This is a genomic window from Desulfosporosinus sp. FKA (assembly GCF_002196785.1).
GTDB classification, from domain to species: domain Bacteria; phylum Bacillota; class Desulfitobacteriia; order Desulfitobacteriales; family Desulfitobacteriaceae; genus Desulfosporosinus; species Desulfosporosinus acididurans.
In genome coordinates this window covers 241,073-262,793 of record NZ_NAHZ01000030.1, presented here as the reverse complement: position 1 = coordinate 262,793, position 21,721 = coordinate 241,073, and the positions used below count along the sequence as shown (strand labels likewise).

Genomic DNA, 21,721 nt, shown 5'->3' with positions numbered 1-21,721 from the left:
ATCCTTCTAAGTAAACTTAGAATTCTCTCCGTTCGACTTGCATGTGTTAAGCACGCCGCCAGCGTTCGTCCTGAGCCAGGATCAAACTCTCCAAAAAAGTTATTTCAACTTCCTTAAAGAAGATGATGACTTGCTCATGATTCCATGATTCTTTTGAAACTCTTCCGAGTTTCTCTCATTGGCTGTCCTTGTTGTTTAGTTTTCAAAGACCAAGGAATTTCAGTCTAACACTCTCTCTTAATGCTGTCAACAACTTTTTCATCAAACAACAGGTTTGAGAGGTATTTAGAAGCGCTGTTCTTGAGCGCTTTGTTATAATACCACTTCTTCCTTAACTATGTCAACACTTTTATTACTTTTCTTTCATTTTATTCAATATAAGACTCCCACTTCCACAAGTGAGAGTGGTTCCCCTACCTTGCTTCGGTGGAGGTAGAATCTATCCTTCAGCACGATAGCATTTGTTATGGGCTAGGCGCTTTCGGCAAAAGTGTCCACAGGACACTTTTGCCACCAAAGCCCTGATGTTCAGCTTTAGCTGAACGAGCTCACGATCTTGGTTTAAAGGCGGGCCGTACTTCTCATAACCGATACGTATTTCACTTATGATGCTGCTAACTGTATTCTATTGCTTTAGTCAAGGTAGCCGTGGCCAACAGCATTTGTTCATCAGTCGGTTCAACGGTTACGATATACTTCTGGATCATTCCAGCAACAAACTTGACCGGCCTTAGACGAAATTTGCGAAAACTCCAGTTATATATCTCGTAACTAATTGCTAAAGCTATCATTATTAGCGGCAATGCTAAGTTTGTAAAGGACAGCAAGAGGGCAATCGGAATTGCAAGAACAGCCAAATTAGTTCCGCAATGTTCACTAATTCGACTAGCTCCTCGCACAGATTTTAATGAAAGTTCGCCGCGGCTTACATAAATATTATAGGCTTTATGTTCTGCTCCATGGAACTGCCACATCCGTCTCAAGGAAACCATCAAGATAAGAAAAACAATACAATAAGCAGCAATACTTTTCCAAGTCGAGTCAAAATCTAGAAAATTTGTTGCCGGAAAGAACCAATCCCATGGTATGGCAAGAAATAAAATAACACCAAGGAATAGCTTTATATCTAATTTTAGCAAGGAAGAAATACCGCGTAGGAAGGGAACTTTATCCATCAGCATAAAAATACGAAACCCAGGTACTCGACGTACACGTATGGAAATCATTCCTTTTGACAATCTTCCGCGAACAACATGCGTATTTGTGGCAAAAGTTATTCCATTTAGATGCGCCCGACCTCCTATAACCCCCAAAATCTCACCCTCATTTATAAATCTCAGTATGTTCAGAGAACTACTAAGATGATTTGCGTAGAATTAGCCAGAGCTATACTTTTTTAAGACTTCTGTCCATAATGTCGGATCTTCAATGCCTAATCGCCAAATGGCGACACCGTGCAACCGGCTTTTTTGAGCAAGTCCAAGTTTTGCAGTGAGGCTGCGAACATCTTCTAAATAAACCTCATGACGTACATTGCCAATTGTATAGGCAAAATGCGGAACCTGTTGATACTTGTCGTACAAAATATTTACATTTAGTTTTTTAGCCAAACTAATGGCCTTATCATATGTTAAATAACTAGGAATAGTTGGTCTGTTAGAAGCCCAATCACTGGCATATACAGGTAATCCCATTATAATTTTTTCATTGGGTATTTTGCCAATTGCAAAATCGACTACCCTGTTAACCCATCCTTGAGAGGCAATCGGACCTTGAGTTGTTCCTATACCATGTTCTTCGTAGGTCATGAGGACAACTTGATCAGCTGCTCGACCAATTGTAGCATAGTCAAATGCCCCTGACCATAAATCGTTTGGATTATCTTGATATTTAGCAGGAATTGAGACATTAAGTATCTTATTTTTAGCTCTAAGGGAAGTATGTAACTCATCTAGAAATGCCGAGTAATTTTTCCGATCGGCAGCTAGAATCTTTTCAATATCAATGGCTATTCCGTCCCAATTATCTTTGGTGGTAAGGAGAACAAGATTATTTATGAATTTCAAGCGATTTGCTTTATTCGCCAAAACTTGATGGGCCAATTGGGAATTGAAGCCATTAGCATCCAAATTATGAATTAAAGCATAGACTTTCGCTCCGCCTTTTTGTGCTCTTTCTTTGAGATTTAAATTGACATTGCCTGCAGGTTTAACTATACCTGATCCATCAAAGGTATACCAAAAAAATGCTACTTCGTCGAGATTATTAATCTCTTTAACCAATGATTCTTTTGCTCGCTGTGAATCCGTATAAAAGCCTAAAACCACATGGTTACTTGAATTTGACGTCTCTTGACGTGAAGCTTCAGCCTTCGGAGGTTGGCCCTTTCTAACACCTGAGGATGATGATATTTGAGGCACATTCTTCGAGCCTGTGCAACCAATGAGTGTCTGACAGAGAATCAAAACACTTATGATTATTAAAGTCAGGTACCTTTTCATCTGTTCGCTCCTTTGTCATATTTCGGTATCTGACTTTATCTTTCCCTGTCTCCAATTTCATATGTAATTATTCGAGAAACTAAGATATGAGGATATTTAGAAGCAGCTGAACGAGTTCACTGATATTAAAAAGCTCTCTCAGGGAGAAGTTTCATATCTGTCGATAAGAGAAGGGGAATTTATATAATGACGCTGTCTATATCCTGATTTTATAGTTCCGGCATAGCAATATGCACAGTCATAAAGACATGTATCGTAAATTCCTATGTCTTTACTTGAAATACAACCACATTCCTGACGTTGATATTTGTCTTTTATACTACTTAACGTAAGGCCAAATACACGTCGGATATATTGATCATCAATACATTTTCCAGGTAAGATATTATAGGGTTCCAAGTCAACAGTTTCTCCACAGCTGAATATTTCCATTTCATTATCTCGGGCGATCTTTGAGAAGGCTATCATCAATTCACCGATTTTGAAATAATTTAATTCGTTACTTGAGATGACATTTATATTTTGCTCCTTAAGCTTCTTAAATTTGTATATCGCTTTCCGATATTCATCGACAAGACTAATTACGACTCTCTTTGTTTTTCCTTTGAGTAAGGCGGCGATTTGGGTAAATTGCTTTAAATGATAACTATAATCGGTAATATTGCTGATAAGAATAGGATCATACCTCCAAATTACTTTTTCAGCCCCAATCATTGAAGCCAACTGTGAAAATGTCTCTACGGAAGTTTTTAATTGAGGAAGATTAGGTTCGAGCTGAGGAGGGTATCCATTAACGGTATATTGAAAATAATACTTAAATCCTCTTGCATCCAATTCGGCTATATGCTCCATTAAAGGACGAGGATTTTTAGTCCAAAATACAATCACATCAACATCTTGAGGCAGCAAAGATACCCTGCTTACTTGACGGCAATTAAAAGGATTAAACACTGTGCAATATCCATTTCGAATCTTATGCAAGAACCACTGTGAGTAAAATGCCGGAATATCTGTCCTTCGGCTAGCACTGATAATAATAGTCATCACTCCTATCCTAAAAGCTGTAGATGACCCAAGATTATTTTTCCTGAGGTAATAGCCAATAATATGGTATTATTGATTGCAAAGATTCTCTCGGCTTAACGGTTCTTCCTAATCTAGCAACAATATTCATTCTTTTAATTTTTAAATATTTATTACGGATTGGAACTGGTGATATGAAAAGGTATTTATCTTACACGATAACTGATGTTCATCAAGGCCTTACAGTTGAGGCTTATTTAAAACAAGTTCTTAACTATTCCGGTAGAACAATTCAGAAATTAACCCGGAAAAAGGGAATTTTATTGAATAAAAAAAACGCCTTTCTAAAAAAGAACGTTAGCTCAGGGGATGTCTTGAAAATTCTCTCCCTTGAAGATACAAACTTCGGAGTAGAACCGGAGCAAGGCCCAATCGAAATATTGTATGAAGACAACTATTTAATCGTCTTGAATAAACCCTCCGGCCTATTGGTTCATCCAACTGGGCAAACTTCTCATGGTACCTTAAGCAACTATCTCGCTTATCATTATCAGCAACATGGAGCAATTTGCACTGTTCGCCCAATACATCGCTTAGATCGAGATACCTCAGGGTGTGTCCTTTTTGCCAAAGATAGACGTACCCAAGCATACTTAGATAAGCTTCTAAAAGAAGGGAAAATCAAACGAACTTACCATGCTGTAGTAATGGGAAATATTGATCCTTCAAATGGTACAATCAACCTGCCAATTGGTTCTCATCCTGCCAAGCCAAACCGACGGGTTGTAACGGAAGCCGGAGATCCCGCAATTACCCATTATCATGAGATTTGCACCTCTTCAGGAGTCTCTCTTTTAGAACTCATACTCGAAACCGGCAGAACCCATCAAATAAGGGTTCATCTGAGCCACTTAGGTCACCCAATTGTCGGGGACAGAATGTATGGAAAACGTTCAGACCTCATATCCGGACAAGCATTACACGCCATTTCGTTATCCTTCCTCCATCCTTTTGAACAGCGGGTTATCTCCCTGGAAGCTCCTTATTCTTCAAGTTATTTGCGAGTCCTTAAAGCTTATGCTTTAAAGTCGGACAACAATGATCATTAACCCATTTAGGTTAAATCCTCGCAAGAAATCTGTTTTCCATTTTATAAATATGCCTGCTAAGTTTTCCGGTAATGTTATTTATCCGCATTCCATATTTATAATTATTTTGATCTTTTATAATCCATAAAATTATGGCCGAAACTGATTTATATATTTCGTCCTCTAAAGTAATATCGAATTCAAGAAAAGCACCTTCTTTAAATTCTACTTCGGTCGTAATACACAAGCCCTCTCTGGAAACATTGACAACCTTTAATTCTAAAGGTAATTCGTAAACAGTTATTTTTCCTTCACAGATACATTTCGAACAATAAATTTCCGTACTGTACGGCAGCCTCGAACTATTGCGCAACTCAGGTTTAACAGACATTATCGAAAAACTCCCCTACACTTGATCACATTAAAAGGCAGACTTCTCTCTAGTACTCCATTTATACTTTGATTTATGATCTATACTATGGATCTATACTTAGAGCATTTGCTGGATAGTCTCCACTTATCACATTTACCTTCTCTTCAATTATTATACCGAAAATAAGCGAACTGGGATACTCTGTTAGTCCAGAGTATTCCTGAAATAGAATCACTTAGAGCGAGACACCCGCCATCATAGGCGGGTGTCTTAATTTCCCTGACATCAGTTCTCTTAAAGCCTTTCCTGAGGATTATTGGTAGCGCTCGTTGGAACTTTCTTCTTATCACTATCTGAATTGAGTCGATTATCATTCAAATTAGCAGCATGAGTTCTCGATTTATCTGTTTTCTTATTTCCCATTAATATATTTCCCCTTTCCACATCTAAATCTTGCGTGATTTAGGGTTCCCTATTTGACCAACATGATGCACATCAAAGCAACAATTATCTTAGAAATCTTAATTAGCGTCTGCTTTTTGCAAAAGTCTTTGCTCTATGAACTTGAAAACTTGCAGAGTATCCTGTGTACTTGGAATAAATTCTTTAAGTCGTTCAAAATATTGTTTACGTTGAGCGGTTTTCAAAGCAATCGAGAATGTTAGATCCAAAAGCCAGGACAATCGAACCAACTTAATATCTATGGGGTATTTTACAATCGCATAGGAAATTTGGTTTCCACTTAAAATGCCTTCAATGATTTCTAAAGAATATCGTTGATCTTCATGGTCTTTTTCCACAGCTAGATATGGGGTTTTCCCCGGATTCTCGTAAAAATTAATGATCTGGTCAAAAATATCTAATTTGTCAGCATCTCGTATCATTTGGCAAAACTTCAAAGTAGTTCCGGAAATATCCCCCCGAATTACTCGCCGATTATGATTGAATATGGATTTTTTAATGATTTCTATTTCCGATTCATTAACTCTCTCAGTTAATATGTGTTCCCGTTCTAAAATAGACACACCCAAAATCGCATGATCTTCACTTAAATGATCCTTAAACGTATGGTATTTAGCGTATTGTTCAAAACGACCGACATCATGAAAAAGTCCAATCACTTCTGCTAACTTCATTTGATCTGTATCAAGCCGAAGATCTGCTCCTATCATTAACATATTGTCCCTGACTCTTTGGGAATGACCCTTTTTATATTGAAGATTAGCTTGGATTTCTAAGTCACTTGAAGTATAACGATTTGTAAAATTTTCAAACCAGGATGTTAAATACAAGACATCACTTTGAGTCATCGCAAAAAACTCCTTTAATCGCTCGATTTGAATTTTTGAAGCCATTAACTTCAATTTATCCAGTTTTTAAGTCCCCCACTTCTATAAGTGGGGGTAGATCCTTCGTTAACTTCAGGTGGGGTGGAGTCCTCCTTCGCCGCTAAGTATTCCTATTGGGAAAGGCGGCTCGGCAATAATGTCCACTGGACATTATTGTATCTGAAGCCCGATGTTCATCTTTAGCGTAAGCGAGTTCACCTGTATCTTCGTATGACTCAATTTTTTCTTAGTTGCTCCTGAATCTGCAAATCTTTTTGCAGTCCAACCCATTTAATCGCCCACTTTTGCAACTCGTTAAACACAGGGATAAGATCTTCGCCTTTAGGACTTAAGCTATATTCAATACGGACTGGCATTTCCGGATAAACCTCTCGGCAAATAATTCCTTCACTCTCTAATTCCTTTAAACGTTCCGTCAACACTTTTCCACTGACATTCGCTATTATTTCTGTGAGATCTTTGAAGCGTTTCGGACCTGTTTGTAAAACTCGAATGATTAATCCTGTCCATCGTTTCCCGATTAATTCAAAGGCAGATTCAAATTTTGGACAAAGATGATAATCTTCCATGGTAGGGTACCCTCCGTTTCTACTCTGATTATTAGTTTAGCACATTCACTTACTTGACGGTAGTCGTTAATTTATAGTATTATACTTACATAAGGTAACCAAGTTCCCTTCCATATAAAACTTCTTACCTTATAAGAACTTTGACAATTTATAATAAGCAGGTGAGGTGCAAATCTGGATTAATCTACCGCTTAAATAAGAAATGATTCAAATAAAATGCAGGCATATTAAAAGAGAAATGAAAATTATAAAATGAGGAGTTGATCGTCCCATGATTACTGGCGATATGTCAATCACTGAAATTGTTGAAAAGTACCCTAAAACTGCAGATATACTTCTAAGTTATGGTATGCATTGTTTTGGATGCATGGCCGCACGTTTCGAAAACCTTGAACAAGGTGCTTTAGCCCACGGCATTGATGTTCCCCGTTTACTCAAAGACCTTAACGAAGCGATTAAAAATTGAAAACTTTTCTTATTGTTTCTTAGGAATTAAAAATCAAAAGAGCCTTCCACTATAGCTGGAAGGCTCTTTTGCCTTTTCATAACACTATCTTTGTTTTAAGCTCCAATAAGCATATCCTTTTTTAATATATGTTCGAGCACCCAGTCGAAGACGAAGGTTAGAATTTCTCGAATATGCTTGTCCTGGTCTCTGTCGAGACTTTCGAGGTCTACTCCTTCGATTTTTTGAATGAAATCGTCATGTTCTACTTTTTGGCTAAAATATCTTGGGTACTTTAGCTCAATCATGTAATCTTCTTCCGCTTGAAAATGATATTTTGTATAATCTTTTAATTCTTGGATAATACTAACAATTCTGTCATACTTGTCAACATATAGATAATTTTCGAGTAAATCATATATTTTATTTCCTATCTCAAAGAGATGTCTATGTTGCTCATCAATTTGTTCTACTCCGATAGAATACTCCTCTTTCCATTCCAGCACTTGAACTCAAACCTTTCTTAAACTAATTCTTAGATTGAAGAATGTTTTTATACCTAATTATACCATAAAGTGCTTTAAGTCACATTATTATTACAAATTATTTAGTTAAAAAAATACCGGCTACTGCCGGCTAAAATGACAACAAATGCTGAAATTCTCTCAATCATTTCTCAAGGTAATATAGAAGGACTCGAATTGTTCTTTTTCTCCGCCCGCTTCTTCATCTTCTCCTTGTTTTTGGGACTTTTATCCCCCACTTCAAACACCTCCCATCCTACATTTACCATAGTATTACTATTACAACCATTTTCCATACATCATGCAGGTGTTCTTGGTGTTCTCGATAGTAGAGCATAGGAACAATTACCCATTTGACTTATCCTTCCTACAAGTGTAATCTTACCTTAGACTACATCTGTAGGAAGGAGCCTCAATGATGAACTATGCTGCATGTAAAATATCCGAAGCAGAATGGCAAGTTATGAAAGTACTCTGGGAAAAATCCCCGTTAACCGCAACTCAAATTATCGGCTGCCTGAAATCGGAGACGCAATGGAACCCGAAAACCATTCACACCTTAATCGCTCGTTTAGTAAAAAAAGAAGCCCTTGGTGTAAATAAAGAAGCAAGTTTATTTCAATACTATCCCTTAGTTTCTAAAGAAGATTGCATGCTCGAAGAAACAAAGTCTTTTCTCCATAAAGTTTACGACGGTTCAATCCATCTACTGGTTGCAAACTTCGTCAAAAATGAGCGCTTATCTCCTCAAGACATTGAAAAACTTCGCAAACTGCTTGATGAAAAAACCGATTAAGAGATGGGAGTGAGAACGTGCCTATAGCTGAACTTTTTCATTTACTTGTCACCTTGTCGCTGAGCGGAAGTATTATGGCTTTAGGTCTATTGTTCATCAAGTTTTTATTCAGGCAAAAGCTAAATGCTAACGTCCATTATTTACTCTGGTTTGTTTTAGTTCTAAGGCTTATTGTACCTTTCTCACCTCAAAGCTCTCTAAGTATCTTAAATTATATTCCCCGCTCCACATCAACATCTAATTTAAGCCAAACATTTAGACAAACGATTCACACACTCGCACCGCCGCTGAACGAGAACAATTCCCTTCCAAAATCTTCATTAGCAATTCCATTGACTAGTGATAATAACGTGAATTCGACGACTTCTTCGCCGGGCAAAACAGCAGCTGCCATTTCGCTTCCAGCTTATCTGTGGCTAACCGGTGCTGCCCTCATATTTATATATATCTTTATGGTAAATGGATCGTTATTAGCCAAAATCAAAAAACTACCTGCCTGCGAGAATCAAGAGCTCCTCAACATTCTTAAAGAATGCAAAACACGCCTCAAAATAACATCGAAAGTACCGGTTGTTTATGATACTAGTTTTAAGTCACCGGCGCTTTTCGGCTGGAGAAAACCCAAAATTATTATATCTCAGCACATTATTGATAAATTATCTCCTAAAGAACTAAACTTTGTCTTTTTACATGAACTGAGTCATCTAAAAAGACGTGACCTCTTCGTCAATACCTTTGTTACTTTGCTTCAAATTGTTTACTGGTTTAACCCTCTTATTTGGTACGCACTGCATCAAATGAAACGGGATTGCGAAATTGCTTGTGATGCCACTGCTCTTGCCGCTATTAGACCAGAAGAACATAAAAAATATGCCCAAACAATTATTGAACTGATTCAACTCCTGTCCGAGCCCTTCTGGATTCCTGGTACGATTGGATTTGTCAATAAATTTAACACAAGGAGGATTATCATGATTTCGTCATTTAGAAAAAGCAGCCTAAAATGGACCGTTGCCGCTCTGGCCATGACACTGATCGTAGGATGTTCAAGCTTGACCACACCCTTAAAGCCAACGGAAAATACTCAAAATCAGAACGCCGCCTCTTCAACGAACAATCAGCAAAATACCAGTACTGAAACTCAAACTTCAACTCCGACTCCGAGTACTTCAACACCATCTGCTTCTTCGCAAACCACTCCTTCTCTTAATGCCGATTCGTCAAGTAAGACCCTATTGCTTAATATGATGCAACTGGCTCGCCAAGGCAAAATCCTTAATAGTGATTTCCCTGTAAAAACCACAACCATTGAAGATATAGAGAAAGCATTGGGACCCGCTGACTCAACAAATTATGTAGGTGCTGCTAAAGGACGCTACGCGACCTTCTCAAGTCATAAACTTGTTTTTGGCATTAATAAAGGTGAGCAAATTTTTGAGGCAAGATCCTTCGACAGTCGATTATCAAGTCTATCTCTCAATGGTGTCAAAGCAGTTTTGGGAACACCCGCCTATGATACAAACTACAATAACCAAGAAATTATCGGCTATACAGCTAATTCTGATTTCAAAATTGAAATGGTATTTCCGCAGCCTACAGCAAGCAACCCTAACCCCAAAATGGATCACTATTCTGTTCTATATCCACGAGGAACTGTAAACTATATGGCCGATGACCCCGGCAGGCAGTGGTAATATAAGGTATTATGATATCAAAAAATACTCAAAAGAGGCTAATGCTAAACGAACTGAATGGTTCGCAAGCATTGGCCTCTTATTTTTATTCAACCTCTTTGCTTTCTTCCACCTGCTCAATTTCACTGGCGTAATTCAAGCCCCATTTACAGAGGGTATCAAGAATGGGCAGAAGACTTTTTCCTGCATTCGTAAGGGAATATTCAACTTTTGGAGGTATTTGAGTATAAATAAATCTCTTGACTAATCCACAATCTTCCAATTCCCTAAGCTGCTGCGTCAACATTTTGGGTGTAATATTAGGTAATATTTTTCTCATTTCATTATATCTTAAGGTTTTATCGCCCAAATGCCAAAGTATTAGTGATTTCCATTTTCCCCCAATAAGTGCCAGCGTCAATTCCATGGAACATTGATACTCACTATTCTTGAACTTAATCATATTTCAAACTCCCCTTTAGAAATTACTTCTGACCTCAGTTTGACTTCATTTAAGCTAAGCCTGTTTCACATGAACAAAACTTACAGACTAAGTTAAGTATATAATTAGATACTATAGCACATAAAAGTACGTACTTGTTAACTAAATGCATATTGTTTATTATTATACCAGTTACGATTTCAAAAATATAGAATGGGAGCGTTAGATTATGAAAGTTGTTGCATTTAATGGCAGCCCTCGAGTTAATGGCAATACTGCGCAAAGCCTTAAAATGGTCTTGGCTGAATTAGAGAAAGAGGGAATCGAGACTGAAATCGTTCAATTAGGGGGACGTAAGGTCTTTGGCTGCCTGGCTTGCGGCCAATGTGGAAAAAACAAAGATAATCGCTGTGCCCGTAAGGACGATGAGATGAATACATTCATCGAAAAAATAGAGCAGGCAGATGGGATAATTATTGGTTCACCCACCTACTTTAGTAATGTGAGTACAGAAGTAAAAGCTCTAATCGACCGCTGCGGATATGTTGCGAAAGCCAATGGAGGGTCATTGTTAAGAGGAAAAGTCGGAACTGCAGTGGTTTCCGTCCGCAGAGCAGGATCTACCTTTACATACTCTGCCATTAACTTCTTTTTCGGTATAGCCGAAATGGTTATCTGTTCTTCTAGCTACTGGAATATGACGTTATCCTGTGATCCTGGTGATGTTCAAAAAGACGCTGAAGGGATTCAGACTTTCCAAGTTCTTGGTCAGAATATGGCAAAGCTTTTAAAGCAAGTTCGTTAATGTGTTAGGTGTGTTAGGGGGACGGTCCTGATAACACGCTGATAACTGATAGCTTGCACTTCAAAATAATATTATGTCAAAGGAAATGGCTGTCCCTCTGCTTACCACGAAGAGGCTTGACCTGTGAAGGTCAAGCCTCTTCATTTTGGAGAGGAATTTTTACTTTGCCAGATTAGGCAATGCTTTCTTAATCATGTTTAGCACAGTAGGATCAGTGATTTCTACGTTTTTAGTCTTTGGATTGACTTTTGTAGCAGACTCGGGAACAGCAGTAAAGCTGTGATCAGGGGTTATGTGGCCGTAAGGATCAGACTTGTTATCCCACATAATCGTGTTGACGTCGTAATTTTTACCAGCATGGCAAGTAGCGCAAATTTCATTTGGATTGGCATTCCTTAATAATCCGCCCTTGGCGTCCGGAGCGTGTGGTATGTGACAAGTCAGGCATCCGTTGATCATACCGGTCGTGTTATGCTTACTGAAAGTATAGTCACGTGTACCATAGTGGTTTGTTGTAATGATAGCCCCAGGTGTAGCTCCCGGAGTGGTATCCTTCGTCGGATCGCTCTTATGACACTTCAGACAAGTTTGAGATGTTGGCAGCGGCATTGTCGCTTTCCTCTGATCGTCCGAAGTAGCTGCAATATGTGCACTACCGGGACCATGACATGATTCGCAGGTAATCGTTAAATCTGGTGAACCGGCTTTCCCCATGCCGGGGCTATGGCATTCGAGGCAACTGTAATCTTCAGCAGACCAGTTCTGAGTTCCTTTAACTAAACCAGCACTTTGGATCTTATACGTTCCGTCCGAGTTTTTCGTAACACGTCCAACTCGATAGAACTGCTTGGCAAAACCAGCGGTTTTTGGAATTTCAGCAATTACATAAGTATCCATTTGTACTCCTAGGGCTTTACTTAGATCAATTGAGGCAGATTTTGCATCATTGGCCGCACCATCATAAACGGTAACTGTCCCATACGTTTTGTCGAATTTGTAAGCCGACAGTGGTTTAAAAGACTGATGATGAGGCGTCTTATCATAATTTCCTTTTTTATGACATGATTGACAAGTTTGTTCGCCCACATAAGTTAAATTGGTACTCGCTGTCTGTGTTACATTGGGTGTCGAAGTTTGCGGCGTTGTTGGTGCAGGTGTCTGGGTATTGCAGGCTGCTACGAGAGTGATAATGACTAATGTCAAAATAGATAAAACAACAATTTTAAGCCGACGCACTAAAAATTACCTCCTTCACTGGTTCCTTAAACATCCATAGTTTACCGAAAAAAGATTCTTTTATACTCCATTAAAACGAATGATTACTTCATTTACTATTACATATTTTTCGAGAGTTTTTGCAACAATAAGAACCGAATGAAGTAGTAAATGTTAGACAAAAATGTTTCAAAAAGGGAGTGATGACGATGGCACCGAACGAAGGGCAACCCGCTAAAGCCAGCAAGGCCCAAAGAACTGTGCTTATTGGATTACTTGTACTTGTAGTATTACTCGTTGGAGCATATGCAGGGATGCATTATACCTCTCGTCCACAATTCTGTACTTCTTGCCATGAAATCGCCCCCCAAGTTGCTTCTTGGGAAAAAGGGCCTCATAAAAGTGTAGAGTGCCTGAGTTGCCATGCTGCACCAGGAAATCTAGGCTATATAGTTCGTAAAGTAAGTAGTTACAAAGAACTATATCTCCATTTTACTCATCAGGTTCCGTCTCAAATCCAATGGACCCCCCATATCGATGCCTGCTTATATTGTCATAGCGGAAAAGATAGCGCATACCCAAATGCAAAAAACATAACCCTAGCCCCCGGTTCTGCACCGAATGCCCCGCCAATCAGCCACCAACCCATGATTTCGGGTAATGTTAACTGTATATCGTGTCATGGAAATGTAGGTCATGCAACACCATCAGCCTCAACACCTTCTACTCCATCTCAATAATTGAAACTATAAAATCCCTCTGGTTCTTTTTACTCGGACCAGAGGGATTTTTATTTGGGAGGATATATAAATAAATACCTATAATGCCCAAATATAAAAGCCTTCTTGTTAATCTCCAGAAGGCTTTTGCCTGTATTTGGTTATTCCGTTAATAAATGAAATCATTAGTGAAAGAGATCATTAGTGCTATACTATCTATTATTTAGCCATCTATCTATTATTTACTTCCCTTTTACTTGGCATTAAGTCCCAATTTATTATTATCATCTAATTCATTATAATCTTTACTTAATATTTCTGATAGTAATTCGCGATCATGAAGCAAATCAGTTAAGCGGCGTTCATCTTTTGTCTGCGTTGAATGAGCATTGGTCAAAATGCTTAGTGGACGATAAACTGGGGCATCCTGAATTTTCAAGGTTTTAAAAATTCTTTGATCATAATCTTTGCGAACGGTCAAGGACGAAATAATTGTAATACCTAATCCTGCGGCAACGACTTGTTTGATAGCCTGAGTACTTCCCAACTCCATAGTGATATTTAACTGTGCAGGATCGAGCCCTCTCTCTTTAATGGCATTTTCCATGACTTTACGTGTCCCAGAACCAACCTCTCTGGCTACCAACCGCTCATAAGGCAGTTCTGAGAGAGCAATACTTTTTCTTGTTGCCCAGGGGTGAAAATATGGTAAAACGACAACCAGTTCATCTTCCCAAAAGCTCTCCACATTAAGATCCTTATGATGCGGAGCTGGTCCTTCAATTAAGCCAATATGAATTTTCTTTTCCAAAACATCTTGAGTTATAGAGCCGGTATTCGCAATTTTTACTTTAAAATCAACTCCAGGGTGAGCTCTAAACAAAAAGGCTAAAATATTGGGAAGAATATATTCTCCAATCGTTAAAGTTGCACCGAGAGTTATGAGCCTTCTTTGGTCTTTAGCCAAAGCACAAATCTGTTCCCTGGCATTTGCTAAGATCCCTAAGACACTCCGTACATGTTTATAAAATACTTCACCTTCTTTAGTTAAGGTAACGCCTTTATTAGTTCGATCAAAAAAACGAGCTCCATAATGGTTTTCTAAATTTTGAATCTGCAAACTAATACTAGGCTGACTCATATGAAGGTTTTTAGAGGACAAAGTTATATTTTTTGTTTCGGCCACTTCTTTAAATACAAGAAAGTGTTGTTCCATGGTGCAGTATCTCCCTTCATGATCCCTGAGTTCATTATATCAATTCATTTCGCTGAACTTCTTATTTTTCCTTCCCTCAATCCCGAAATATTAGGAGGAATTATCGTTAAACGTTAAAAAGAGACAATCAAAACCTAAGTTTAGACTGTCTCTTTTGAGAGATCCTTCGGCAAGTGAATAAATGGCGAAGACTTTCTATTTTTTGTAAAACAATAAAGCTTCTATCACAAATAATTTTGAAATTACACTATATAGCAATAGAAGACTCGGCTGCAGGAGTTCTTTTAACTAAAGCATTAATATAGGCTTTGGCACTAGCTTCTATAACGTCTGTAGAATATCCTTTGCCGACGACTGAATGCCCATCCTCGTAACGCAGTTTAATAGTAGCCTCTCCAAGCGCTTCGCTGCTTCGCGTAACTGATTTAACGTCATAGTATTCGAGTGTTGCTTTATTGCCTGTTATCCTGTCGATGGTATTAAACAGAGCGTTAACAGGGCCATTGCCGCAGGCAGCATCAGTGGTTACTTTTCCTGCAAACTCCAAAGTCACTGTGGCCGTTGCCATTCCGACGCCTGAGGTCGCTATAGACATACTATGGAAAATAATGCTGTTCTCCTTGTCATCTGAATCACCCATTAAAACATAGAGATCTTGGTCAAAAATCTCTTTTTTCTGATCAGCTAAAAGTAAGAACCTCTGATAAACATCATCTAATTGTGCTCCTTCCACTTTATAGCCTAGTTCCTCAAGCCGAAATTGCAAAGCATGTCTTCCAGACCGGGCGGTCAGATTAATATTATTCTTAGGAACCCCAATAGTTTCAGGTTGGATAATTTCATAGGTTTCCCTGTCTTTCAAGACTCCATCTTGGTGAATACCTGAAGCATGATTAAAAGCATTTGCCCCCACTATTGCTTTATGGTCTGGAATCGTCACTCCAGTTATCCGAGAAACCAATCTGCTTGTCGCGGAAATTTCGCGGTGATTAATGCTGCTTTCTATACCATATCCATCGCGCTGAGTAAAAATAGCCATTATAACTTCTTCTAATGAGGTATTCCCGGCTCTTTCTCCAATTCCATTTATAGTTCCTTCAACTTGACGTGCACCTGCTTTGATTCCCGCCAGAGAATTGGCTGTAGCCATTCCTAAATCATTATGACAATGGACACTGACGATAGCTTGATCAATATTTTTAACATTTTGGATGACAAAACTTATGAGGTCACCATATTCCCAAGGACTTGCATATCCCACAGTATCCGGCAGGTTGACCACAGTTGCTCCTGCAGAAATAACAGCTTCAATAACTTTGGCCAAAAATGCCGGCTCACCGCGAAATGCATCTTCAGCATAAAATTCTACGTCACTGACATATTTTTTGGCGTATTTAACAGCGGAAACCGCCTGTTCAACGACTCGATCAGGGGTTAGGTTTAACTTTTTGGCCATATGAACAGGAGAAACTCCAATTCCAGTATGGATTCTTGGATATTCAGCTTTGCGCAGGGCATCGGCACAGATGTCGATATCCTTGGCTACCGCCCGGGTTAAACCACAGATCGTAACTCCTTTTATCTCTTGCGCCATTGTTTGAACAGATTCAAAATCTCCCGGAGAAGAGGCCGGGAAACCGGCTTCAATAATATCAACACCAAGTTTTACTAACTGGTGCCCAATTTCAAGTTTTTCCTTTACATTAAGGGTTATTCCTAGAGATTGCTCTCCATCACGAAGCGTCGTATCAAAAACATATAATTTTTTCATTGACAAAAACCTCCTTAAAATAATCAAACCCTTCGTCTCTGATTTGAGACGAAGGGTTAATTCGCGGTACCACTCAAGTTGACAACACAAGTTGCCTTCTCTGCCAGATACGGGACCTTTTCGAGGTTATTAACATGACCTTCGATGATCCGATATCCTCTTCCTTGTAACGGCGGAAGACCCGTCCGAGCCTACTTTAACAATCAATTTCGGTCGGCTACTCGAGGAAGAGTTCTAATTCTATCCCAAAACTGCCTTGCACCATCCGGCAGCTCGCTGACATGGAAATCTGAATTGTAATAGTTCCTCTCATCGTCGTTTTAGCATTTTTTTATTATATTGACACTACTTCATTTAATTGTCAAGTCTTTTTTAGAATTCTATCCAAAAATGTCTTCTGACCTATAACAATTCTCCTTGATTTAAGGCCAAGATTCCTTAATTTAAGCTAATAAAAACGTTTCCAAATCTAAAGAGAAGTGAACTCGTTCAGCAAGGTATGGGAACCACTAACCCTTCTGCCAAAATATCAGCCATTAAAGCGATATCCTGCACCCCATAAAGTTTCTATATACTCGGGATTAGACGGGTCTCTTTCAATCTTTTTTCTAATCTTCTGTATATGAACAGAAACGGTGGCAGTATCTCCAAAGTATGTATCTCCCCAAATCGCGGCGAGGATATGTTCTTTACTAAAAACAATGTTGGGATTCGCGGCGAAAAAAGCCAAAAGCTCATATTCTGTAGTCGTTAGCAAAACCTCTTTGCCATTAACAAATACTTTATGGGAGGCCGTATTTATTTCCAATCCTCGATGGATTATCACTTCAGGAGCAACTATTTTACCTTTGAGCCGTTCATATCTTGTTATATGCGATTTAACCCTTGCCGCCAGTTCGGCGGGACTGAAAGGTTTCGTTAAATAATCATCGGCTCCAAACCCCAGCCCTCTGATTTTATCGATATCTTCATTTTTGGCAGATACGATAATTACCGGAATCTCATACTTTTCGCGTATTTCCTTGGTAATCTGGTAGCCATCTTTACTGGGCAGCATTAAATCAACAATAATTACATCGTATCGTCCGGTTAGAGCATTTTTTAGGCCCTGAATGCCATCTTGAACGATTTCAGCGTCATAACCATTTAAGAGGAGATAATCTCGTTCAAGCTCCGCAATATTCAAATCATCTTCAATAATTAATATCCGTTTCATTCTTTGCCTCCTTCTTTCGTTTTCTTCACTATCGGAAATTCCAGCGAAAAACAGGTGCCTTTCTGTTCAATGCTGGAAACGGTAATCGAACCTCCATGGGCTTGGATAAGTTCCTTAGCAATGGCGAGGCCAAGCCCCGTACTCATTAAGTCTTTCGTACGCTCGTTATCTATTCTGTAAAATCGATTAAAGATATCGGGAAGTTTATCTCCAGGAATTCCCGGCCCATTATCTTCTATGTCGATTGCAATAATGTCATCATTTCTTTTCATGGTAATACCAATGACTAAATCTTTGTTCGAACCATATTTAACGGCATTTCCGATGATGTTTTTAAAGGCCTGATTTATTCGTTTCCTATCGAGATTAAGATCACAGTCATCTTCCATTTTGTTCTGATAGTGAAAATCGATGTTTCTTTCTTCCATCTCAAATTTGAATTCTTCCATAAGATCTTCCATGAATGCCTGAATTGGAATAACTTCAAAGTTAAACTCTAATTTTTGCATATCTAATTTAGAAAACAAAAAGAGATCATCGATCAGCTTATCGATGTAAATAGTGTTTTGATATATCGTCCTAAGATATTTATCGACTTTCTGCGGTGAGTTGCCAACGCCATCCAATATTGCTTCGAGATAACCTTGGACAGAAGTAATAGGAGTTTTAAGGTCGTGGGATATATTGGCAATTAAAGTTTTACGGTTCTCTTCATACTCCTGCTTCATTTTCTCACCGGCTTGCAGTTTGAGAGCCATTTCGTTAAATGAATCCACTAATAAACCGATAAAACCTAGATCACAAGTCTTATCGCTCTCTACTTGAACATTATAATTTCCTTGAGCAACTTCTTCTACTCCATTTTGGAGTTTACGAATAGGTCTAAAAATTCTCTTTTCTAATCGCCTTAGGAAAGAGAACTGTAAAATTTCCTTTACGACGATAAATACTGCAAAAAAAAGACTAATTGAACGTATTCCTAGCCATTTAAAAAGCAAATAGAGGATGATCAAGTTAAAGATGACACTCATAGGCCGAAAAAAGCGCAGAGACCTATGATCTTGAATGAATTGCCGGTGTTTTTTCTGGAATTCCTGATGCTGAAACAGCTCTCCATGCTGCTTATAAAAATCCATATGACATTGATGAAATTCCTGATGCTTTTTTAGATGTGCTATTTTATGCTTCTTCATAATTAGCGACATACGTTTTAATTGGCTCCTAAGCACTTTAATCACCGTTTTCTTTCATTTTGCAACTGGATACCGCAGATTCGTGTGTCCATTATACTGAGAATCAGGGCCCAAAACAATTCAATTGTTCTGTGCCCTGAATTTTTGCGGCTTGATTGGAGTATTAAAACAGCAGCAATTCTACCGTAAGCTGAAGATTATGCATCTCATCCGTTTCTTGAATTTGCTTACCCTTAACAGTTAACAAAATTCGTTCTATTTCTTTTGAATTATTAATCCAAAGGTTACATTGAACGTCAGAGTCTTGAAGAGCAAAAAACTCGTTCATTAAAGCATGATGCTGATGATGCTCAGGAAGCCTGTGTTGACTTATTCTTTCTTGAAAAACCTTTTTCATTTCTTCAGGAAGCTCTTTTAAACTTAGAGAAAGCTTTACAGACTGGTTCTCGTTCTCTTCCACCTTAATTTGATTAATAACATTGAGGATATTGGCTAATCTGGTTAACTTTCCTCGAAGTCCTATCCTTCTGTGGCCCTCCTGATCTTCAACACCACATCCGCCTTGATTATGAAAATAGTGATGATGGTGTTTCATAAAACCATGCCGCATATGCCCATGACACCCCGGAATCGTGAACTCCGTTTGGCTTTCATGTTTGAACTTCTTGCCATTATAGTCTAGTTCAGAGTTGATTTTTACTTTTGTCTCTCCGCTGGATAAATTTTTTTCAAACTCGTTCTTGAAATCAACTATTTGGGTTTGATCTTTTGTCCCTTCGACTTTTAACGTCCCGTTTATAACCTCCTTATCTTTCATGGTATTAATTACATCATACAAAAGTTTAAATCCGCTCATCAAAATGACCTCCTTGTTTCTTAACTACAGTGGTCATTATAAATGAAGGCTTTAAACTCCCTTTTAAGCAATTATAAAGATTCTATAAAAATCCCTGAAATTTTCTGGTAAAAATAATACATCTAAAGCATATAAGAAAGTATAATCAGTAATTTCATTTCAGCAAAACCAACAATATTCGCTAAACAATCCTGTCCATACTGTTTGGTTTGATACCGATTTATAAGAATGCAAAAGAAACTTTTGGGAACTACTAACTATAAGATAACTATTTTTAAGACTAAATGAAAGGATCGAGGCGTTTTTAACAGTGGCTATTACTAACATGTTATTAGACACCGAAGCATTACTCATCGTTTCCCAATTAGGTTCTAATAATTTTTTTACCACAAAAGTCTATGAACAGGATCACTTCTTCCGTAATCCCGACCCTGCTTTAAATCAAAACCAAATTGCAGAGTATTTAATTTGTCCCAAGTGTTTTGCCAAAAGAGTTACGGAAATACGCGAGATGTTTGTTGGCTGGGCAAGAATTAACAGAGATGAAACCATTAAACTTACAGGTATCCATAATCAAGATCCTAAAATTTTGTTTATACAATTTTCCCTCGGCCTGCGCTATTTTGTTTATCGACGCGATCTTGAAGTATTTCAGGAGACGGTACTTGAGGAATTATTCAGCAGAAAGGATCAATTTAGATTGCGTCCGTTAAATCGGAAGGATCAAGAGTACCTAATTACTAACCTTAAATTCAATGGCAAGGCTAAAAAAGCCATTAGCTTCTACCCCCAGAGACGACAGGGTTATTCTTTAGTAAGAAAATCAAGAAAACCATTGTTCTGCTCATAGAGATTTGGCTCCGGGGGATGATAAAAAAGCAAACTCATCCTAGCATGGCAGAGTTTGCTTTTTAAATCTATTGGTACTACGAGATCGGCTATAAGTTTATTACTGAATACGTTTTAGAACATCATTGTCCCCCAGATAGCGAGGAATAACATGAAGATGCATGTGAAAGACAGACTGACCGGCGACAGCTTCAATATTCGCCATTACATTATAACCATCAGGATGATACTCCTCATCCAGTTTCTCCTTCACCTGTTTTAACAGTTCCCCCATTGCTGCCATTTCCTCAGCACAGGCTTCAAAAATATTCCTCATATGACGCTTGGAAATAATTAAAGCATGGCCTTTACTAACCGGATTTCTGTCGTAAATAACTCTAAAGTAATTGTTTTCCATAATTGTGGCTTCCGGAGGCAATCCACAGAATACACAATCCACCATAACTCTCCCCCCCTTATCTTCTGTCTTCATTCTTTCATCGAATTGATGTCTGAATCCATTTAGCAACATTTTAGGATAAAATGCTTCTATAAGCTTCTATAAATGGACTCCATAGGTATTTGAATATACATTTTCATAGTTAATATCTTTCTCCGTATAGGGAGATTTTGACTCTGCAGGGTATCCAAGAGCCATAATTATGGGCACCTTTAACTTTTCGGGAATTGCCAATATCCCACGTACATAGTCTTCTGCCGCCTCAGTGTCCGTATGTTGCCGTTTCCTAAGTTGAATCCAACATGATCCCAAGCCCAAAGATTCTGCCGTTAAATGGAGAATAGTGGCAGCTATAGCAGCGTCTTCAACCCAGACATCGCTTCGTTCAGGATCAGCCAGTATCACCACGGCTAGAGCCGCACCCTTTAAATGCCCAGCCCCTTGCTTGGCTGATGCTAATTGGGACAATAACTTCGGGTCGTCGACCACTAAGAATTGACAGGGTTTGAAGCCACGGGATGATGGGCTGAGTAAAACAGCTTGTAACAAGATTTTAACGGTTTCCGGATCTATTTTTGTTTCGGTATATTTTCTAATACTGCGCCGCTTATATAATAGATCTAACATCTTTTTTACTCCTTTCTTATTTTCAAAAATTT

24 protein-coding genes, 1 rRNA gene and 1 other annotated feature are annotated in these 21,721 nt (G+C 38.5%); of the genes, 7 read left to right on the top strand and 18 right to left on the bottom strand.

Annotated features, from left to right (window positions below; all coding sequences use genetic code 11):
• From B5771_RS24575 to B5771_RS15085, 4 genes are all read right to left on the bottom strand, one after another.
• Nucleotides 1-97 (bottom strand): 16S ribosomal RNA (locus tag B5771_RS24575); the annotation flags it as partial.
• A gap of 517 nt (nucleotides 98-614) precedes the next feature.
• Nucleotides 615-1,313 carry a DUF1385 domain-containing protein gene (locus B5771_RS15095; RefSeq protein WP_088188262.1) on the bottom strand — a complete coding sequence of 233 codons (699 nt, stop codon included), beginning with the start codon at nucleotides 1,311-1,313 and terminating at the stop codon, nucleotides 615-617.
• Between the two features lie 63 nt (nucleotides 1,314-1,376).
• Complete coding sequence (locus B5771_RS15090; RefSeq protein ID WP_088188261.1) at nucleotides 1,377-2,501, bottom strand: glycosyl hydrolase family 18 protein; 1,125 nt, start codon at nucleotides 2,499-2,501, stop codon at nucleotides 1,377-1,379.
• A gap of 138 nt (nucleotides 2,502-2,639) precedes the next feature.
• A complete protein-coding gene (locus B5771_RS15085; protein WP_242966854.1) occupies nucleotides 2,640-3,545 on the bottom strand; it encodes a DUF1848 domain-containing protein in 906 nt (301 codons plus the stop codon).
• Between the two features lie 173 nt (nucleotides 3,546-3,718).
• Between B5771_RS15085 and B5771_RS15080 the strand changes: the two genes are divergently transcribed.
• Nucleotides 3,719-4,633, top strand: a complete 915-nt coding sequence (locus tag B5771_RS15080; protein ID WP_088188260.1) for an RluA family pseudouridine synthase — start codon at nucleotides 3,719-3,721, stop codon at nucleotides 4,631-4,633.
• 10 nt (nucleotides 4,634-4,643) lie between these two features.
• On the opposite strand, the gene B5771_RS15075 is transcribed toward B5771_RS15080, so the two are convergent.
• The 4 genes from B5771_RS15075 to B5771_RS15065 all read right to left on the bottom strand — a co-directional run bounded on the left by B5771_RS15075 (nucleotide 4,644) and on the right by B5771_RS15065 (nucleotide 6,903).
• Nucleotides 4,644-5,003, bottom strand: a complete 360-nt coding sequence (locus tag B5771_RS15075; protein ID WP_088188259.1) for a PilZ domain-containing protein — start codon at nucleotides 5,001-5,003, stop codon at nucleotides 4,644-4,646.
• Nucleotides 5,004-5,279: 276 nt separating this feature from the next.
• A complete protein-coding gene (locus B5771_RS25080) occupies nucleotides 5,280-5,408 on the bottom strand; it encodes a hypothetical protein (RefSeq protein WP_282433346.1) in 129 nt (42 codons plus the stop codon).
• Nucleotides 5,409-5,506: 98 nt separating this feature from the next.
• Complete coding sequence (locus B5771_RS15070) at nucleotides 5,507-6,295, bottom strand: HD domain-containing protein (protein WP_088188281.1); 789 nt, start codon at nucleotides 6,293-6,295, stop codon at nucleotides 5,507-5,509.
• Nucleotides 6,296-6,549: 254 nt separating this feature from the next.
• On the bottom strand, nucleotides 6,550-6,903 hold the full coding sequence (locus B5771_RS15065) for a helix-turn-helix domain-containing protein (RefSeq protein ID WP_088188258.1): 354 nt from the start codon (nucleotides 6,901-6,903) through the stop codon (nucleotides 6,550-6,552).
• 271 nt (nucleotides 6,904-7,174) lie between these two features.
• On the opposite strand from B5771_RS15065, the gene B5771_RS15060 reads away from it, so the two are divergent.
• A complete protein-coding gene (locus B5771_RS15060; RefSeq protein ID WP_047810511.1) occupies nucleotides 7,175-7,369 on the top strand; it encodes a DUF1858 domain-containing protein in 195 nt (64 codons plus the stop codon).
• 95 nt (nucleotides 7,370-7,464) lie between these two features.
• On the opposite strand, the gene B5771_RS15055 is transcribed toward B5771_RS15060, so the two are convergent.
• The gene (locus B5771_RS15055) at nucleotides 7,465-7,854 is read right to left on the bottom strand and encodes a hemerythrin family protein (RefSeq protein ID WP_047810510.1); all 390 of its coding nucleotides are present in this window, start codon (nucleotides 7,852-7,854) and stop codon (nucleotides 7,465-7,467) included.
• A 436-nt stretch (nucleotides 7,855-8,290) separates the two neighbouring features.
• Between B5771_RS15055 and B5771_RS15050 the strand changes: the two genes are divergently transcribed.
• Both B5771_RS15050 and B5771_RS15045 read left to right on the top strand, forming a co-directional pair.
• Nucleotides 8,291-8,668 carry a BlaI/MecI/CopY family transcriptional regulator gene (locus B5771_RS15050; protein ID WP_088188280.1) on the top strand — a complete coding sequence of 126 codons (378 nt, stop codon included), beginning with the start codon at nucleotides 8,291-8,293 and terminating at the stop codon, nucleotides 8,666-8,668.
• Nucleotides 8,669-8,685: 17 nt separating this feature from the next.
• Entirely contained in the window at nucleotides 8,686-10,362 is a 1,677-nt protein-coding gene (locus B5771_RS15045; protein ID WP_088188257.1) for a M56 family metallopeptidase, read from the top strand.
• Between the two features lie 85 nt (nucleotides 10,363-10,447).
• Here B5771_RS15045 and B5771_RS15040 read toward each other — a convergent pair whose 3' ends face one another.
• The gene (locus B5771_RS15040; protein ID WP_088188256.1) at nucleotides 10,448-10,804 is read right to left on the bottom strand and encodes a helix-turn-helix domain-containing protein; all 357 of its coding nucleotides are present in this window, start codon (nucleotides 10,802-10,804) and stop codon (nucleotides 10,448-10,450) included.
• 208 nt (nucleotides 10,805-11,012) lie between these two features.
• Here B5771_RS15040 and B5771_RS15035 point away from each other — a divergent pair, with 208 nt between their 5' ends.
• A complete protein-coding gene (locus tag B5771_RS15035) occupies nucleotides 11,013-11,588 on the top strand; it encodes a flavodoxin family protein (RefSeq protein ID WP_047810508.1) in 576 nt (191 codons plus the stop codon).
• A gap of 159 nt (nucleotides 11,589-11,747) precedes the next feature.
• Here the strand turns inward: B5771_RS15035 and B5771_RS15030 are convergent, their stop codons facing one another.
• Complete coding sequence (locus B5771_RS15030; protein WP_088188255.1) at nucleotides 11,748-12,824, bottom strand: cytochrome c3 family protein; 1,077 nt, start codon at nucleotides 12,822-12,824, stop codon at nucleotides 11,748-11,750.
• Nucleotides 12,825-13,012: 188 nt separating this feature from the next.
• On the opposite strand from B5771_RS15030, the gene B5771_RS15025 reads away from it, so the two are divergent.
• Nucleotides 13,013-13,543, top strand: coding sequence for a NapC/NirT family cytochrome c (locus B5771_RS15025; protein ID WP_088188254.1), 531 nt, complete (start codon nucleotides 13,013-13,015; stop codon nucleotides 13,541-13,543).
• 232 nt (nucleotides 13,544-13,775) lie between these two features.
• Here B5771_RS15025 and B5771_RS15020 read toward each other — a convergent pair whose 3' ends face one another.
• From B5771_RS15020 to B5771_RS15000, 5 genes are all read right to left on the bottom strand, one after another.
• The gene (locus tag B5771_RS15020; RefSeq protein WP_047810505.1) at nucleotides 13,776-14,738 is read right to left on the bottom strand and encodes a LysR family transcriptional regulator; all 963 of its coding nucleotides are present in this window, start codon (nucleotides 14,736-14,738) and stop codon (nucleotides 13,776-13,778) included.
• Between the two features lie 247 nt (nucleotides 14,739-14,985).
• On the bottom strand, nucleotides 14,986-16,509 hold the full coding sequence (locus tag B5771_RS15015; protein ID WP_088188253.1) for a 2-isopropylmalate synthase: 1,524 nt from the start codon (nucleotides 16,507-16,509) through the stop codon (nucleotides 14,986-14,988).
• A gap of 41 nt (nucleotides 16,510-16,550) precedes the next feature.
• Nucleotides 16,551-16,831, bottom strand: a binding site (T-box leader).
• Nucleotides 16,832-17,038: 207 nt separating this feature from the next.
• On the bottom strand, nucleotides 17,039-17,725 hold the full coding sequence (locus tag B5771_RS15010; RefSeq protein WP_047810503.1) for a response regulator transcription factor: 687 nt from the start codon (nucleotides 17,723-17,725) through the stop codon (nucleotides 17,039-17,041).
• The gene (locus tag B5771_RS15005) at nucleotides 17,722-18,930 is read right to left on the bottom strand and encodes a HAMP domain-containing sensor histidine kinase (RefSeq protein ID WP_088188252.1); all 1,209 of its coding nucleotides are present in this window, start codon (nucleotides 18,928-18,930) and stop codon (nucleotides 17,722-17,724) included. The genes B5771_RS15010 and B5771_RS15005 overlap by 4 nt, the downstream gene beginning before the upstream one ends.
• Nucleotides 18,931-19,081: 151 nt before the next feature.
• Complete coding sequence (locus B5771_RS15000) at nucleotides 19,082-19,774, bottom strand: hypothetical protein (protein ID WP_172408283.1); 693 nt, start codon at nucleotides 19,772-19,774, stop codon at nucleotides 19,082-19,084.
• A gap of 310 nt (nucleotides 19,775-20,084) precedes the next feature.
• Here B5771_RS15000 and B5771_RS14995 point away from each other — a divergent pair, with 310 nt between their 5' ends.
• Entirely contained in the window at nucleotides 20,085-20,624 is a 540-nt protein-coding gene (locus B5771_RS14995; protein WP_207652704.1) for a hypothetical protein, read from the top strand.
• 99 nt (nucleotides 20,625-20,723) lie between these two features.
• Here the strand turns inward: B5771_RS14995 and B5771_RS14990 are convergent, their stop codons facing one another.
• Nucleotides 20,724-21,065: an HIT family protein gene (locus tag B5771_RS14990; protein WP_088188250.1), complete on the bottom strand. Its 342-nt coding sequence runs from the start codon at nucleotides 21,063-21,065 to the stop codon at nucleotides 20,724-20,726.
• Nucleotides 21,066-21,161: 96 nt separating this feature from the next.
• Nucleotides 21,162-21,689 carry a nitroreductase family protein gene (locus tag B5771_RS14985; RefSeq protein ID WP_088188249.1) on the bottom strand — a complete coding sequence of 176 codons (528 nt, stop codon included), beginning with the start codon at nucleotides 21,687-21,689 and terminating at the stop codon, nucleotides 21,162-21,164.
• Between the last annotated feature and the right edge of the window lie 32 nt (nucleotides 21,690-21,721).